Below are 15,428 nucleotides of genomic sequence, written 5' to 3' on the forward strand. Positions count from 1 at the left end.
CATGTTCGCTCTCGAATCGAAAAAAGCGCTTCTGATAAAGAGAAACCGCTCTTTTCCACGAGCCTTTTAAAATTCGGCCGCTGTTTTTTCTAGCTCCTCGACGCTGTCATACCGCTTCGTGCGGCTGATTTGTTTTTTGCGGATGTTGAACTGTTTGACCACATAGTTGGTTAGCATGTCATAGTCAATTTCCAGACTCCGTGCGCGGGCGAGGTGCTGCTGGCGTTTGCCAAGCTCGGTCAAATAGGCGACATATCCGGAGACGTGCGGCCATAATTCGTCCATATAGCGGATGAACAACTCATAATATCGTTCGTTTTCGTTGACAAGCCGTTGGATCGTATAAATGCCGAATTGAATGTGCCGGCCTTCGTCCATGTTCAAATAATCGATGCCTTGGAGCAGCCCTGGGAACAGCCCGGCTTTTTTGTAAATTTGCCGGAACGTGTAATATCCGGATTCAGCCAGTGTTCCTTCGACAATCATGTTATACACCGTAGCGGCGCGGATGATCGCTTCCGGCGAGTCGTCGCTATACAGGCGGTCCATCGCTTCTGGCAGCGCTTCGTAAAAGATGCGTTTGTAATGGTCGTTATGAAAGACGGACAAGTCCATCTGCCCGATGCCGACGGCTTGCTGCCAGCGGGAAAACATCTCGACATGCTTCGCTTCGTCGTGCATAAACGTCGTCAAAAACAGGACGTCCTCGAGCCGCCCTTGGCGCGCGAGAGCGTTTGTCATCGGCAAGATGTCGAGCGTCACCGCCTCTTCGCCGGCGGAAAACCCGGCGACAAGCGGCAAAGCCGATATTTTTTCTTCGCTCGTCAAGCTGGCAAAATCGGTTTGGTCTTGGCTGAAATCGATGTCGGCTGGATTCCATTTCCCGTTGCGCTTCGCTTTTTCATACAATTTATACATCGGATGCTCCCAATCGATCGTTCCTTTCACCGTTTGAAACCCATCATGGCGAGTCATCGCGTTTCTCCTCCTTTGAAGGCTGTTGATGTCAGGAAACAAGGCGCTCCCAACCGCGCTGTTCAAGCGAAAACATGTCGCGGCACCATCACGCGTTCTTTTCAGCTTCTCACAAACCGACCGGTTGTCACCGGTCTTTTCCGACGCTGGTGATGGCATCGCCCCTCCCGTTTTCCGGCCTTGATTTTCCCATCGAAACGCTTTGTCACATTTACACACGTTCCCCCATCCATGGAAGGGAAACGGCTGTTTTTCACCAGCCTTTTCCCCTCTCTTAAAACAACGTCATCGGCCGGTCGTTTACGTCGCAAATGACGGTTTTCGTCTCCAAATACGGTTCAAGCGCCTGCATCCCAAGCTCGCGGCCGAGGCCGCTCTGCTTATAGCCGCCAAACGGGGCGGTCGGCGACAGCACTTGATACGTGTTGATCCATACCGTTCCGCTTTTCACCCGGCGCGCCAAGCGGAGCGCCCGCTTGATATCGTTCGTCCAAACAGCGGCAGCGAGGCCGTAGATCGTATCGTTGGCAAGGCGAACCGCTTCTTCCTCATCGGCGAACGGAATCACGGCCGCCACCGGACCGAAAATTTCTTCACGGGCGATGCGCATCGACGGCTTGACATCGGCAAAAATCGTCGGCTCGATAAAGTAGCCGCCGAGCTCCGGCCGCGCGTTTCCTCCAGCAACCAGTTTCGCTCCCTCCTGCCGGCCGATGTCGATGTAGCGCAGCACTTTGTCGTACTGCTCGCGGCTGACGACCGGGCCAATATCGGTGCGGGCGCTCATCCCGGGGCCCATTCGCAATGTGTTGGCCCGGTCGGCCAACAGTTGAACGAACGTTTTATACACCGACCGTTCGACTAAAATGCGGCTTCCCGCTTGGCATACTTGCCCGGAGTTGTAGAACACGCCAAACAGCGCGCTTTTGGCCGCCTGCTCGAGGTCGGCATCGGCAAAGATGATGTTCGGCGACTTGCCGCCGAGCTCAAGCGTCACCCGCTTAATGTGGGGAGCGGCCGCCTGCAAGATGTGGCGCCCCGTTGCCGTCTCGCCGGTAAACGCGATTTTCGGCACGCGCGGATGGCGGACGAGCGCTTTGCCCGCTTCATCCCGCCCCGGCAGGACGTTGACAACGCCGTCCGGCACGCCAGCTTCTTGGCAAAGTTCGGCCAGTTTAAGCGCCGTCAGCGGCGTCTCCGGGGCCGGTTTTACCACCATCGTACAGCCCGCCGCCAGCGCCGGAGCGATTTTCCATGTCGGCATCAAAAGCGGGAAGTTCCATGGCGTAATCAGTCCCGCCACCCCGATCGGCTCCTTGACCGTCCACGCCATATAGTCAGGGGCGGTGCCGGCGACGGAAAACGGCAGCACCTCTCCTTGCGGCTTGACGACAAGCGAAGCGAAAAAGTCGAAACAGTCGGCGGCGAGCGGAATTTCGATAAACCGCGCCATGTTGATCGGCATGCCGTTTTCCCTTGTCATCAGCCGTGCCAGTTCATCGTGATGATGGCGGATCAGTTCAGCGATGCGGCGCAAGATGCGCCCGCGCTCGAGCGGGGAAATGGCCAGCCAGCGCCGATCCGAAAACGCCTCTTCGGCGACGGCGACCGCCGCGTCGATATCGTCCTCGCCAGCGTTGGCGACGCGGGCCATCACTTCGCCCGTCGCCGGGTCGATGACGTCAAACCGTTCGCCGCTGGCGGCCGGCCGCCATTCTCCATCAATCCATAAATCGGCTTCCGTCGTTTGCGCCGAAATCATTGCCGTCTCCTCCTTTCCATCGCTCCATGTTCTCGATTTATCGGATTTTGAACCAAGCTATCGCAATAAATCGCTGCGGCCAATTTCCTGCAAATAGTCGCGGTACGCCGGATAGATGGCGTCAAGCTGCGGCAGCACTTTCAATGCGTTCACGAGCGGTCCTTGCACTTTGATTTGTTGGCGGGCAAGCGCCTGCTGCAAATCGAGCCGCCCGAGCCAAAATTTATGTCCGACATCGGCGCTCTGTTCAAAGATGAGCTCCGGCCGCAAGTCCGTCTCGCCGCAGACGATTTTCAACCTCCCGTTTTCATGCGTCCACGTAATTTTCGCTTCCGGCTTATGAAAAATATACTGGACATACGCGTCATAGCCGGGGGTTAGCTCTGTCGAGGCGATCAATTCCTTCGACTCGTCCGTCTCGGCCACTTTTTCAAAAAAGCGGCCGAGAACGTCATACAGCTCCTGCTCGCTTTGAAACACCGGCATCTCGTTTTCCCCTTTCCCAGTCGGTGATGATCGTCAAGACGATTGCCGTATTCCTTCTAAGCTGGGATGACCGCCAAGACGATCCCTTGTTTCTTCTAAGCCGCGGTCACCGGCAAGACGATCGCCTTATTCCTTCTAAGCCGTGGTCACCGGCAAGATTCTCGTTCCTCCTAAGTTGACGATGATCGCCAAGACGATCTCTTGTTCTTTCTAAGTCAGCGATATCGTCTCAAGACGTTCTCCCTATACCTTGCACACTGGTGATGGCGCCGAATGAGCGGCCGCCTTCTGAAATCCGGCTTCCGGCCGCATTCCCAAGCTCAGCGGTCCAAGCTCGCCGTGAGAGGCATCGCCTCCTTGTTGGTGCGTGTTTATTCCTCAAAGCGGATTAGGCCGCGGATGTTTTGTCCGCTCTTTAAGGCGGCGAAGCCATCGTTGATTTGTTCGAGGGCATAGACGGCGCTGATGAGCGGTTCCAGCTTCAGCTTGCCCACCGCGTACAAGTCGAGCAGCTTCGGGTAGTCGACCGGGGGATTGCCTTGGCCGAGCCACACCCCTGTCAACGTCTTTGCCTGCGACGGCAAGGAGAAGGCGTTGATTTCCACCGTTTCATGCGGCGCGGCGATGCCGACGATGACCGTCATCCCCGCCTTTCTCGTCATGTTGTACGCATCAGCCATCGTTTCCGGGCGGCCGATCGCTTCAAAGGCATAGTCGACGCCAAGGCCGTCCGTCAAGTCGAGAACCGCGCTGACGGCATCTTCGTCGCCGGCGTTGACCGTATGTGTCGCCCCGAACGTTTTCGTCATCGTCAATTTTTCCTCGACAATGTCGATGGCGATAATTTGTTTGGCCCCGGCGAGCGCCGCTCCTTGGATGATGTTGAAGCCGACGCCGCCGGCGCCGATGACGGCCACCGTGCTGCCGGGGCGCACCCGCGCGGCATGGATGACCGCCCCCACCCCGGTCATGACGCTGCAGCTGATCAAGGCCGCCAATTCAAACGGCACATCGCGGCGAATCGGAATCGCCGCCCGTTCCGGCACGATCGTGCGCTCGCTGAACGCCCCGGCGGTGAGAAATTGATAGACTGGCTTCCCGCCAAGGGAAAAACGCGTCGTCCCGTCCGGCAGCGTGCCGGTCGCCGTCAGCCGGGCCGCCGCTTCGCATAAGTCGGGCCGGCCAAGGCGGCAATAAGGACAGCGGCCGCACGACGGCACCCAATTGAGCACAACGTGGTCGCCGGCTTGAACGCTCGTCACTCCCTCGCCAACCTCCTCAACGATGCCTGCCCCTTCATGGCCGAGCACCAGCGGCAAAGGAAGCGGCAGCTGGCCTTGCACGACATGCCAATCGCTATGGCAAAGGCCGGCCGCTTTCATTTTCACTTTTACTTCCCCAAACCGGGGGGCAGCTAAATCCAGCTCCTCGATCGCCAGCGGCTCCCCGTAACGGTGCAACACCGCCGCTTTCACCATCGTTGTTCTCCCCTTTCACGGCCTTATCGCTCCCGCCTGTCAGCGAAATCCGCGTTTGCTTCACGGGCGCCGCCTTGACCTCGCAGCGCCTCCAAGTAGGCGTTCCATTCCTCTTGCAAGGCGGTTTTTAGCTTGAACAGGCCAAGAACGAGCGAGCGGGTGGAATGGTCGTGCAAAAACACTTCGCGAAACGCGTCCGCGAATTCTTCCCGTTTTCCGGGGATGCCATGGTCTTTTCCATACAGCAAATGCCTCTCCAACAGGCGCCGAATTACCGGGCTTCCCGGTCCACCACTTTGGCGGTAAAACGCTTCGATACGCTGGGACATCGTCCATTCCTCATGCTCGTCGCGCACATCGTTCCCTCCTTTAGCGACAATGTGGCACGATGCGCTCGTGCCCGGGACTAGCACTCTTCGTTGCGGATCGATCCGATCGCGGCCATTATCGGATGGCGTTCCTATCCAGCGAACATGGCTAGCACTCCTCATCGCGGATCGATTCGATTGCCGTAGCGGAAGCTTTCCCTTCCAGAACCGCGCCGACCGCTTGATGCCGATTTTTTCAACAAGCTAGGTTAAAACCGCGGCCGTTGCTTGCGCGTGCGGAACAGCCGCCAACCAAGAAACACCACCAAGAGGAACGAAACAGCCAATCCGATGTTGGCGATCGTCGTTTTGTCCATCCCCCAAAACGTTCCGCCCGGGATGCTGGCGACAATCAATCCGGTGGCGACGATAATGGCAAACGCGAGGAGGGAAAGCGCCAGCCGGTTGGCAATTTGGTTGAGCGTATTGCGCGTCACCGGGTCGGTTTGCAGCTGCACGGTCATGCGCCATTTGTTTTCCGCCATCGTCTCGAGCACTTTGTTGAACCGGCGCGGCAAGGTGGCGACCAATTCGGCCGTTTCGGCGACGAGGCTGGCGTTGGCGCGGAAATTAAAACGCTTTCCGAGAATGCTTTTTAAAATCGGGATTTCATACGCCTCGACGACTTCGCCGTACGAAATTTCCGGACAAATCCAGCGCGCCGTCCCTTCGGTCGCGGAAAACCCTTTCGCCCAAAGCGCCAAGCCGTTTGGGACTTTGCAATAATTGCGAAGCCCGATCGCCGTCGCTTCAAGGACGAGGCGGCCGTAATTGTAGCGGCTGCTTCCTTGGTGGGCGGACACATAGTTTAACGTCAGCGTCCGCAGTTCATCTTTCAATTTGACGACATCGGTGTAGATGGTCGGCGACATGAGCTCCATAAACACTTCGGCGGCGTCTTCCGCTTGGTTGAGCTGGATGTGCAAAATGACGCGCATCAAAATTTGCGCCATCACACTGTCCATCCGCCCGGTCATTCCCCAGTCGATGATGACCGCCTTTTTCGTTCGCTTGTCGATCATGATGTTGGAACCGTGGGCGTCGGCATGATAATGGCCATCAAGCATCGTCTGCACATAATGGTGAACGAGGTCGATCATAATGTTGACCCGTTCTTCAAAGGTGAGAAAATCAACGGGGAAATCTTTTATGAGCCAGCCGTCGATGTATTCCATAATTAAGACGCTTTTCGTCGCTTCGTACACGTGCGGAACCGTGACATGTTCGGCCCTCCGTTCGTATTTTTGCTTCATCTCTTGCATTTTTCGCGCTTCTTCCGTCATATCCAGCTCATCCATGGCGCTGCTGTAGTAGTCTTGCACGAGCCCCCCAAGATCGAGGGCGGCCTGCAGCTCAGGGGGCAGCCGCTTCTGCAGGCGGGCGGCCATTTTTTTGATAACGGCGATGTCGGTTTGAAACAGCTTTTCGACCGTCGGGCGCACGACTTTGACCGCGACGACCGGCCCGTCTTTCAGCTTGGCTTTGTATACTTGGGCAAGCGACGCCGAACCGAGCGGCGTTTCTTCGATCCATTCAAACGTCTCAAGACCGTCCGGAAGCTCACGTTCGAGAATGTACTCGATTTTCGCAAACTCGATCGGCGGCACTCGGTCAAGCAACCGTTCGAGCTCGAGCGTGATCGGCTCCGGCAGCAAATCTTGCCTGGTGACGAGCACCTGCCCAAGCTTGATGAACGTTGGGCCGAGCTCCTCAAACGCTAAGCGGAGCCGGCGGCCGATTTGGCGCAACGAAGCACTGTTTCCTTCTTTCCCTCGCAGTTTATGGGCGATGATGTCGCTAAACACTACGCCAAGTCCGTTTTTGACAAACGTTGTCATGATTTTTCGCCGTCGCCTTCCCGCCGTGATGGCGGCCAGCTCGGCTTCAATGGCGGCGCTGACCGCCGTAAAATCGCGCTTTTGTTTCGGTTTGGCTGTTTCGATCGATGCGTGCAAACCGCTCCCCTCCTCTCCGCTTTACAAGCGTTCAATCATGGTGGCGGTCGCCATGCCAAAGCCGATGCACATCACTTGCAAGCCGTAAGTCCCGTTCATGTCTTCGAGTTCATGCAGCAACGTCGTCAGCAGCCGCGCCCCGCTCGCGCCAAGCGGGTGTCCGAGGGCAATCGCTCCGCCGCGCGGATTCACTTTCGCCATATCCGGCTCAAGCTCCCGCTCCCATGCTTTGACGACCGAAGCGAACGCTTCATTGATTTCGATGACATCGATTTGGTCAAGGCGCAGCCCCGCTTTTTCGAGCACGCGGCGCGTGGCCGGGATGACGCCCGTAAGCATCAGAATCGGGTCTTCGCCGACGACCGCGCGGGCGATGATGCGGGCTCTCGGCCGCAACCCGAGCTGCCGGGCTTTTTCCGCCGACATGAGCAGCACGCCGGCCGCTCCGTCGCTCACTTGGCTTGAGTTGCCGGCCGTGATGACACCGCCTTTGGGCTGAAATGATGGCGTTAACGCTGCCAACTTTTCCCTCGATGTATCGCGGCGGATTCCTTCATCATGGGCAACTGTCATCGTTCCGTTTTCGCCCTGCACTTCAAGTGGGATGATTTCCCGCGCAAACATTCCACTATCGGTGGCTGCCGCCGCTTTTTGATGGCTGGTGAGCGCAAACGCGTCCAACTCGTCGCGCGACAATCCCCATTTTTTCGCGATCATCTCGGCGGAAATCCCTTGCGGCACGATGTTGTACCGACTTGTCAGCTGGCGGCTGAATCGTCCCATATCGCTTCCCATCGGAACGCGGGTCATGCTTTCTACGCCGGCAGCGATGACGATGTCCATGTCGCCGGCCAAAATCGCTTGCGCTGCGTTATGAATGGCCTGCTGACTCGAGCCGCACATCCGGTTTAACGAAAACGCCGGCACTTCGACCGGAAAGCCGGCAGCGAGTGCGGCTTGACGGGCGATGTTGCCGCCTTGCTCCCCGGTCATCGTTACGCAGCCGACAACGATATCTTCCACCAAGCCGGCGTCCAATCCGTTTCGTTCGACAAGCGCCCGCAGCACCGGAACAAGCAAGTCAACCGGATGGACGTTGGCGAACGCTCCTTTTTTCTTGCCGATCGCCGTGCGCACGGCATCGACAATGACCACTTCCCTCATGCCGCTCCTCCTGTTCTGTCTGAAAATCGGTCTGCTCGAAATCGTTGAGCGATTTGGCGAGTGCCTCTCACGCTCGGATCACCATCGATCCGCTCTCCCCTTGGCGAGCCGTTGCGGGCCGCCGAAGCCGCGCCGCTTCCGATCCGAGCCCACCTCCACTTGCTGGCCTCAGCCAAGAACATTTCCGCCGCGGTGCCCGCTTCGGGTGTAGGCTCACAGTCCAATAGCCGGTTGGCCAAACGTTTCTGACGCGGTGAGAACGCGAGGCTTCGCCACAGCCCAAAGGTCAGCTGGCGCTCGGCCACCACCGCGCTTTTGGCTCAAAACGTAAACAGTTCTATGCCTCCGGATACGTTCAACCCGATGCCGGTAATATATTTCGCCTTGTCGGAGCAAAGAAAGACGATGGCGTTGGCGACGTCTTCCGGCTCACCCGGGCGGCGGAACGCCGTGCGCTGGATCATCCGTTCGTTCATTTTCGGGTTGCCCATGCGGAACGCTTCCGTATTGATAATGCCCGGCACGATGGCGTTCACCGTAATGCCGTAGCGCGCTCCTTCCAGCGCCATGCTTTTCGTAAAGCTCAACACCGCTCCTTTCGTCGCCGAGTAGCTCGCCTGCCCGAAGCCGCCAAGCGTGCCGGCGACGGACGACATGTTGATGATCCGCCCCCATCCTTGCTCTTTCATGTACGGCCACACGGCTTTCGTGCAGTTGTACGTGCCGGTCAAATTCACCCGCAAATCGCGCTCCCACAACGCATCGTTTTGCTTTTCGATTTGTGAAACGTGGTCAAGCGTGCCGGCGTTATTGACCAAAATGTCGATCGATCCGAACTCCTCTTTGACGCGGGCGAACACGTCCTTCACTTGCTCGCGGTCGGTGACGTCCATTTTGATCGCCATTGCCCGCCGTCCCATGGCGCGAATTTCTTCCGCCATTTTTTCCGCGTACACGACGTTCGTGCTTTGCATCACTTGGGAGAGCGGTCCGTATTTTTGCGCCGTTTGTTTGCTTTCTTCATCCGATTCGAGCAAAATGTCGGTGATGACGACATCAGCCCCCGCTTCCGCCAGCGCCAGCGCGTCCGCACGCCCGAGGCCGCGCGAAGCACCGGTGACGACCGCCACCTTTCCTTTCAACAATTCCGCCCACGATGACATCGCTGATCCCTCCGTTTACCGTAAAAATTGCGGTTGTTTCTTTTGGAAAAACGCCGCTAGCCCGATGGCCGGCTCCCCTGTTTGAAACGTGGCCGCAAAGGACGCCGCTTCAACAGCGAACCCATCCTCAGCGCACTCCTCGGCGGCATCGATCGCCCGCTTGGCCAGCCCCATCGCCCGCACCGCGCCTTCGGACAACTGTTCGGCAAACGATGCTACGTCTTCGTTCAGCCGTTCCGGAGCGGTCACGCGGTGAACGAGGCCGAGCGCGAGCGCTTCCTGCGGGTCGAGCCGGCGGGCGAGAAAAATAAGCTCCGTCGCTTTCGCCCGTCCGACAAGGCGCGTCAGCCGCTGCGTCCCGCCTGCTCCTGGAATCAAGCCGAGGGAGACTTCCGTTAAGCCGATTTTGCCTCCGCCCATGATGCGGAAGTCGCAAGCGAGCGCCAATTCGCAGCCACCGCCGAGCGCATAGCCGTTGATGGCCGCGATCACCGGTTTCGGCATTTTGGCGAAGCGGTCGAAGCAGCGCTGCATGCGGGCGCTCTGTTCGGCGATGCCGTCCTTATTGCCGGCCAACTGGCTTCCCCGCCGAATCATGTCCTTTAAGTCGGCGCCGGCGAGAAACGTTTTCGGATGGGCCGACGCAATGACGATCACACGCACCTTGCTGTCGGCTTCCAGCTCATCGGCCGCTTGTTCCAATTCGTTCATCAACGTTTCACTAATGGCGTTGGCCGGCGGATGGTCGATGATCAGCCAAGCGACTCCTTTGTCCCGCCGTTCGATGCGAATCGTTTCGTAAGGCAAGTCACACTCTCTCCTTTCGTTCGCTGCGATGCCCCCGCCAACGGCGCTGGCTGCTCCGATGACGACCGAATCGACCGGGAACCGATGCCGATCGGGCGGGGATATCCTTGGCGACTGCGAGTCAGGGCGCCCAAGCTCGTTCCGCCCGAAACGAGTTGGGCATAGACGTTATACATGGACGCCGTATGGCGCATACAGCCGTCGGGCGGTGACAAGGCGCTGAATTTGCTGGGTGCCTTCAAAAATATCAAACACTTTCACGTCGCGATACAGTTTCTCCACCAAATGCCCATCAAGGCCGACCGGACCGAGCAGCTCAAGGCACATCGCGCATACGCGCAGCGCCATTTTGCCAGCCACCGCTTTGCAAATCGCCGCTTCCATCGCGTTCGCTTCGCCGATGTCCGCTTTCCACGCCGCTTCCCACGTGAGCAGCCGCGCCGCATCGATCTCTTGTTCTGCCTCGGCGAGCAGTTCAGCCGCTTCATAGTACAGCCGCCCTTGCTTCGGATAATCGCGGCGAACGATCTCGAGCGTATATTCGTAAGCCGCGCGGGCGATGCCGACCGCCATGGCGGCAACGATCGGTCTCGTGCTATCGAACGTCTTCATCGCCACTTGAAATCCGGATGGTTGATGGGCCGCAGCGCTGTACAACTCCTCTCCACCGAGCAAGTTTTCCGCCGGAACGAAGCAGTCTTCAAACACGAGCTCCGCTGTCTCGTTGGCGCGCAGCCCCATTTTATGGACGGTGCGCGTTGCCAAAAAGCCCGGCGTCCCTTTTTCGACGACAAACGCCCGATGTCCGGCGCGGCCGAGCTTCGGATCGACCGTGGCGAACACGACGACCCATGAAGCGCGAGCACCGTTGGTAATGAAAATTTTTTGCCCGTTCAACACATAGCCGCCGTCAACTTTTCTCGCTGTCGTCCGAATGCCGGACGCATCCGAACCGGCCTCCGGCTCGGTCAGCGCGTACGCCCCCCAGCGCGGTTCGTCTTTCGTAAATATCGATAAAAAGCGCTGCTTCTGTTCCGGAGTGCCGCTTGACTGGATCGGCGGCCCGCCAAGGCCGGGACCGGGAAGGGATAAGGCAATGGCCGGGCAGCCCCACGCGAGCTCCTCGGCGGCAATCACCGCCACGCGGTTGCCTTCGCGTTCTTTTTTTTCCGGTTTCTGCCCCGCTGCTGGCGCCGACCGTCCGCCGCCGAATGACGATGTGTTCAGCTGGATGCCCATTTTGTTCACTTTTTGCAGCCACTCCTCCGGGACCCGTCCGAGCCGATCGGCCTCGAGGGCAAGCGGGCGCACTTCGTGTTGGGCGAACCAATGAACGAGCTCTTTGATTTGTTTTTGCTGCGGTGACAACGCAAATGAAATCACGGCGCAACCCTCTCTTTCCGTTCGTCCAGCAGCTGTTCGCCGCGGCGGATGAACCAGTCCGTTTCCCGGGCATACAGCAGCACTTGCGCTTGGGCGTCGCGCATCCATTTTTCGGCAGGATATTCTTGCACATATCCGTGCCCGCCCAGCATTTGTACGGCCTGATCGGTGACGTAGCGCACCGACCGATGGGCGCGGGCGAGCGCCCGCCAGGCGAAGCCTTCTGCCGCCCTTCCTTGCTCGTCAACGCGGCAAGCGGCGGCCCAGGTGATGTTCCGGGCCCCGCGGCATTCAAACGCCATTTCCGCAACCGTAAACGATACGCCTTGGAATTTGGCGATTTCCTGCCCGAACGCCTTGCGGCCAGCCGTGTATTCGATAGTGTAATCGAGCGCTGCTTCCATCAACCCGACCTCCTTCGCCGCTTCAAGCACGCACTGGCGGGCGCGGGCGTGCCCAAGCAAGGCCGACGCCTCCTCTCCGCGGGCAAGCACGCGGTCGTTGCCCGCGAACACATCGGAAAAGCGAATGCGCCCAAGCCCTGCGGCCAGCAGCCCGAGGCGGAAATCGCCTTCGACCGTCTCCCATGTGCGCTCATCGAAAACGACAATGACCGGTTCCCCCTCGTTATCCTTGCCGGCTGCAACCACCCAATCGGCAAAAGCGGCGCGCCGGACTGGCGTGGATGTCCCGTTGAGACGATAACCGTCGCGGCTGCGGCGGACCTCGATCGTTTCTTCACCGTCGATGAAGGCCACCGTCGGCCACATTCCCGTTTGACCCACGTCCCGATACGGTCGCCAAACGGGATGCTCAGGCGTCTGACGCATGAGCGAGGCGGCTTCCCCGGGTCCGGGAAGCCCTTGAACAATCCCTAAATCCCCATAGCTGAGCACTTGCCAAATTTGCGCTTGGGATATGAGCGGAAGTTCCAGCCCACCCCAGCTTTCGGGAAGTTCAAGCCCTAAAAATCCCAACTCGTGAAGGCGTTTGGCGATGGTTGCGCTTACAGAACGGCGCTGTTCACAGTCGCGGGCGCTCGGCCGCATCTCTTCAACGGCGATCGTTTTCGCCACTTCGCAAAACGCCCGCTCCTCTTCGGTCGGCCGAAATGAGATCATCGTTTCTCCCTCCTTTTATGCCAATCACAACGGGGCGCGTTCCGCTTATTCGTTCCCGTCCACAGCGGCGGGAACGAACTCGTTCGCCCACTCGCGCAACGTTTTCTTGTCCGTTTTCCCGAGCAAATTTTTTGGCAAATAACCGACGATCTTCAAAAAGCGCGGGCTTTTGTATTTCGCCACTTTCTCTTGGCAAAAGCGAATGAGTTCCTCTTCCGTCACGCTCGCCCCGCGGCGGATGACGACGTAAGCGGCGACTTCTTCTCCCATCCTCGGCGACGGAACGCCGACAACGCCCGCTTCCAGCACATCAGGATGCGACATGAGCAGCTCTTCAAGATCGCGCGGGTAAATGTTGAATCCGCCGCGGATGATGACATCTTTTTTCCGGTCGACGATAAACACGTACCCGTCTTCATCGATGCGCGCCATGTCCCCGGTGTACAGCCAACCGTCGCGCAGCGCTCGACGCGTTTCTTCGTCTTTTCCATAGTAGCCGCAAAACACGTTCGGCCCAGAAACAATCAGCTCCCCCACCTCATTGGGCGGCAGAGGATTTCCTTGTTCATCGACAACGGCGACCTTCACCCCCGGCAGCGGCAGCCCGACCGATCCGGGCTTGATCGGTTTCGTCGGATCGGTTGCTGTAACGATGGGCGCCGCTTCTGACAGGCCGTAGCCTTCCAAAATCAAGCAGCCAAACTGGCGCTGAAACCGTTCGGCAAGCGCCGGCGGCAGCGAGGCGGAGCCGGACACGCAGGCCACTAGGCTGGAGGTGTCATACCGGTCGGCCTCAGGAACATGACATAAGGCGTGAAACATGGCCGGCACCATCGCGGTGTGCGTGACCCGGTACATTTCGATGGCTGCAAGCACTTTTTTCGGCTCGAAATACGGCAGAAGAACGACACGGTCACCAAGCAGCAGCGCCACATTCATCATCGTAAAACCAAACGCATGAGAAATCGGCAACACCCCGAGGCCGACACGATCGCTCTTCGTTTGCAGCAGCTTGGCCATTTCGGCCGCCGCTTCGGCATTGGCGTACAAGTTGCGGTGCGTCAGCACGACCCCCTTCGGCTGGCCGGTTGTTCCTGATGTATAAAGCAAGGCGGCCGCGTCGTTGTCCGTGATTTCCACCTCCGGCAGAGTGGCCGGAGCCTGCTTGATCCTCTCCCACAGCGAGTGAGACGAGTTAGAAGGCTCGAGCGTCAACACGGACGGTGAGCGCAGCAAATCGCGCGCCGCTTCTCTCACTTTCCCGAGCAACATTTCCGCTGTCAGCACGACTTTCGGTTCGCAATCTTGAAAAATGTAATGGAGTTCCTGCGCCTGCAACAGCGGCAGCACCGGCACGACAACGGCTCCTGCCTTTAAGACGCCGCTGAAAGCGACGACCACTTCTGGGCTGTTTGGCATCGTCACGACAACGCGGTCGCCCGGCCTGACCCCTAGCTCGATCAACGTGTGAGCCAATTGGGACGAACGGGCGTCGCACTCGACGTTCGTGTACTCTTTTCCTTCAAATATCAACGCCGCGTAAGGACCGAACTGCTCGATGTTTTTTGTCCAAATCGTGCGCAAATCCATGCCCTCGTCTCCTTTTAGCCAAAATGGGCGGGCTGATGGAAAAGGGCAAGCCCGCCGTCTTTGTTCGCCTGTTGCTCCATGCTGTCACCGCTCTCGGAACATCCCGCTTTGCTCATTGGTTGGCGCTGTTGTAGGCAGCCAACACTTCCTGCAGCCGCAGCGCCAACCCCATATCCCCATCGATGCGAAGCCGCCCGCTCATGAACGCTTCCGTTCCGTTGAGCTCGCCATCGACCATTTTTTTGAAATCGTCACTGTCCATGCTGAGCGTGCAATCGGGCGTCTCCTGTTCTCCTTCAACGACAAATCCGGCATCCGGGCGCAGGACGACTTGATACACCCCCGGATCGGCTCCGCTCAAATTGAATTGGTACACGGCGACAATCCCATCAGCGCGGGACGGGTCTTCCTTCAACTGCGAGTCGATCAGCTGAAAAATGTCTTTTACGGCTGTCATCTTCATATCCTCCCTAAAATTTTGAACTATCTGAAATTTATTTCCGCACTTTTACTATATCGCCTTTCCCACCGCCGTCCTATCCCGAACTTTGTCGGGACTTTCCCTTCTCGCCCTTGGCGTTTCCCGATGTTTTTACGTCTGCAGCGCCCGCAGAAGCGCCGGCTCGTCAATGAGCTCCAAGTAGCGCCGGTAAAGCGGAAACGCCGGCACGATGCGCGGCAGCAGCTGGAGCGCCTTCGCTTTCGACCCTTTGGCTCTCATTTTTCCCGTTATGAGGGCTAACGGGACGCTAATATTGCCACCCCAAAATTGATGGGCGACGTCCCCGGTTGTTACAATGGCGACGTCAGGCTGATCGAGCCCCCGTCCGAACAGCACTTCGTAATGTTCGCCGGGCGTTGGCCGCCTCGCATCGATGCTGATGACGGCTTCCGGATCGGTCAAGTAAAAGACGAACGCGGCGCGGGAACGGCAGATTTGCTCGCCGATCCGGTTGATTTGCTCCAATTCGTTCCCTTGTTCATAATAGGCGGGATGATGGCCCCACCACCGCCGCAGCTCTTCGATCGTCCGCGGCCGCGATGGAATTTGCATGAACTCGCCGATCACCCGATACAAATGAGCATGATCACGAAACAAGGCCATACGTTCACCCCCTTTACACCGGGTATGCACCCTCATTTTGGCGCGAAATAACAATGTAGGCAATTCCGACG

At 58.3% G+C, this 15,428-nt stretch carries 14 protein-coding genes; all 14 read right to left on the reverse strand.

The window, feature by feature from the left end; translation table 11 throughout:
• Positions 1-66: 66 nt before the first annotated feature.
• Positions 67-975, reverse strand: a complete 909-nt coding sequence (locus tag GC56T2_RS13540) for a R2-like ligand-binding oxidase (protein ID WP_033844328.1) — start codon at positions 973-975, stop codon at positions 67-69.
• A 274-nt stretch (positions 976-1,249) separates the two neighbouring features.
• Entirely contained in the window at positions 1,250-2,737 is a 1,488-nt protein-coding gene (locus tag GC56T2_RS13545; protein WP_144975898.1) for an aldehyde dehydrogenase family protein, read from the reverse strand.
• Between the two features lie 57 nt (positions 2,738-2,794).
• On the reverse strand, positions 2,795-3,223 hold the full coding sequence (locus GC56T2_RS13550) for a hypothetical protein (RefSeq protein WP_033023467.1): 429 nt from the start codon (positions 3,221-3,223) through the stop codon (positions 2,795-2,797).
• 371 nt (positions 3,224-3,594) lie between these two features.
• A complete protein-coding gene (locus tag GC56T2_RS13555) occupies positions 3,595-4,701 on the reverse strand; it encodes a Zn-dependent alcohol dehydrogenase (RefSeq protein WP_144975901.1) in 1,107 nt (368 codons plus the stop codon).
• Positions 4,702-4,724: 23 nt separating this feature from the next.
• Positions 4,725-5,057, reverse strand: coding sequence for a hypothetical protein (locus GC56T2_RS13560; RefSeq protein ID WP_144975904.1), 333 nt, complete (start codon positions 5,055-5,057; stop codon positions 4,725-4,727).
• A gap of 221 nt (positions 5,058-5,278) precedes the next feature.
• Complete coding sequence (locus GC56T2_RS13565; protein ID WP_144975906.1) at positions 5,279-7,024, reverse strand: ABC1 kinase family protein; 1,746 nt, start codon at positions 7,022-7,024, stop codon at positions 5,279-5,281.
• Positions 7,025-7,045: 21 nt separating this feature from the next.
• A complete protein-coding gene (locus GC56T2_RS13570; RefSeq protein ID WP_144975908.1) occupies positions 7,046-8,188 on the reverse strand; it encodes a thiolase family protein in 1,143 nt (380 codons plus the stop codon).
• A 320-nt stretch (positions 8,189-8,508) separates the two neighbouring features.
• Complete coding sequence (locus GC56T2_RS13575; protein ID WP_144975909.1) at positions 8,509-9,351, reverse strand: SDR family NAD(P)-dependent oxidoreductase; 843 nt, start codon at positions 9,349-9,351, stop codon at positions 8,509-8,511.
• A gap of 15 nt (positions 9,352-9,366) precedes the next feature.
• A complete protein-coding gene (locus GC56T2_RS13580; protein WP_033844340.1) occupies positions 9,367-10,158 on the reverse strand; it encodes an enoyl-CoA hydratase/isomerase family protein in 792 nt (263 codons plus the stop codon).
• 168 nt (positions 10,159-10,326) lie between these two features.
• Positions 10,327-11,541, reverse strand: coding sequence for an acyl-CoA dehydrogenase family protein (locus GC56T2_RS13585; RefSeq protein ID WP_144975910.1), 1,215 nt, complete (start codon positions 11,539-11,541; stop codon positions 10,327-10,329).
• On the reverse strand, positions 11,538-12,662 hold the full coding sequence (locus tag GC56T2_RS13590; protein ID WP_144975911.1) for an acyl-CoA dehydrogenase family protein: 1,125 nt from the start codon (positions 12,660-12,662) through the stop codon (positions 11,538-11,540). Before GC56T2_RS13590 ends, GC56T2_RS13585 begins: the two co-directional genes overlap by 4 nt.
• A 45-nt stretch (positions 12,663-12,707) precedes the next feature.
• Positions 12,708-14,252 carry a long-chain-fatty-acid--CoA ligase gene (locus tag GC56T2_RS13595; protein WP_144975912.1) on the reverse strand — a complete coding sequence of 515 codons (1,545 nt, stop codon included), beginning with the start codon at positions 14,250-14,252 and terminating at the stop codon, positions 12,708-12,710.
• Positions 14,253-14,364: 112 nt separating this feature from the next.
• Entirely contained in the window at positions 14,365-14,709 is a 345-nt protein-coding gene (locus GC56T2_RS13600; RefSeq protein ID WP_144975913.1) for an SCP2 sterol-binding domain-containing protein, read from the reverse strand.
• Positions 14,710-14,844: 135 nt separating this feature from the next.
• Positions 14,845-15,357: a hypothetical protein gene (locus tag GC56T2_RS13605; RefSeq protein WP_144975914.1), complete on the reverse strand. Its 513-nt coding sequence runs from the start codon at positions 15,355-15,357 to the stop codon at positions 14,845-14,847.
• Between the last annotated feature and the right edge of the window lie 71 nt (positions 15,358-15,428).

It is taken from the genome of Geobacillus sp. C56-T2 (assembly GCF_007829715.1).
Lineage (GTDB): Bacteria > Bacillota > Bacilli > Bacillales > Anoxybacillaceae > Geobacillus > Geobacillus icigianus.

What these genes read in the sequence shown, in the direction of transcription:
- GC56T2_RS13540 (WP_033844328.1), bottom strand. Translation starts at nt 975, where the DNA reads ATGACTCGCCATGATGGGTTTCAAACGGTGAAAGGAACGATCGATTGG.
- GC56T2_RS13545 (WP_144975898.1), bottom strand. Translation starts at nt 2,737, where the DNA reads ATGATTTCGGCGCAAACGACGGAAGCCGATTTATGGATTGATGGAGAA.
- GC56T2_RS13550 (WP_033023467.1), bottom strand. Translation starts at nt 3,223, where the DNA reads ATGCCGGTGTTTCAAAGCGAGCAGGAGCTGTATGACGTTCTCGGCCGC.
- GC56T2_RS13555 (WP_144975901.1), bottom strand. Translation starts at nt 4,701, where the DNA reads ATGGTGAAAGCGGCGGTGTTGCACCGTTACGGGGAGCCGCTGGCGATC.
- GC56T2_RS13570 (WP_144975908.1), bottom strand. Translation starts at nt 8,188, where the DNA reads ATGAGGGAAGTGGTCATTGTCGATGCCGTGCGCACGGCGATCGGCAAG.
- GC56T2_RS13575 (WP_144975909.1), bottom strand. Translation starts at nt 9,351, where the DNA reads ATGTCATCGTGGGCGGAATTGTTGAAAGGAAAGGTGGCGGTCGTCACC.
- GC56T2_RS13590 (WP_144975911.1), bottom strand. Translation starts at nt 12,662, where the DNA reads ATGATCTCATTTCGGCCGACCGAAGAGGAGCGGGCGTTTTGCGAAGTG.
- GC56T2_RS13595 (WP_144975912.1), bottom strand. Translation starts at nt 14,252, where the DNA reads ATGGATTTGCGCACGATTTGGACAAAAAACATCGAGCAGTTCGGTCCT.
- GC56T2_RS13600 (WP_144975913.1), bottom strand. Translation starts at nt 14,709, where the DNA reads ATGACAGCCGTAAAAGACATTTTTCAGCTGATCGACTCGCAGTTGAAG.
- GC56T2_RS13605 (WP_144975914.1), bottom strand. Translation starts at nt 15,357, where the DNA reads ATGGCCTTGTTTCGTGATCATGCTCATTTGTATCGGGTGATCGGCGAG.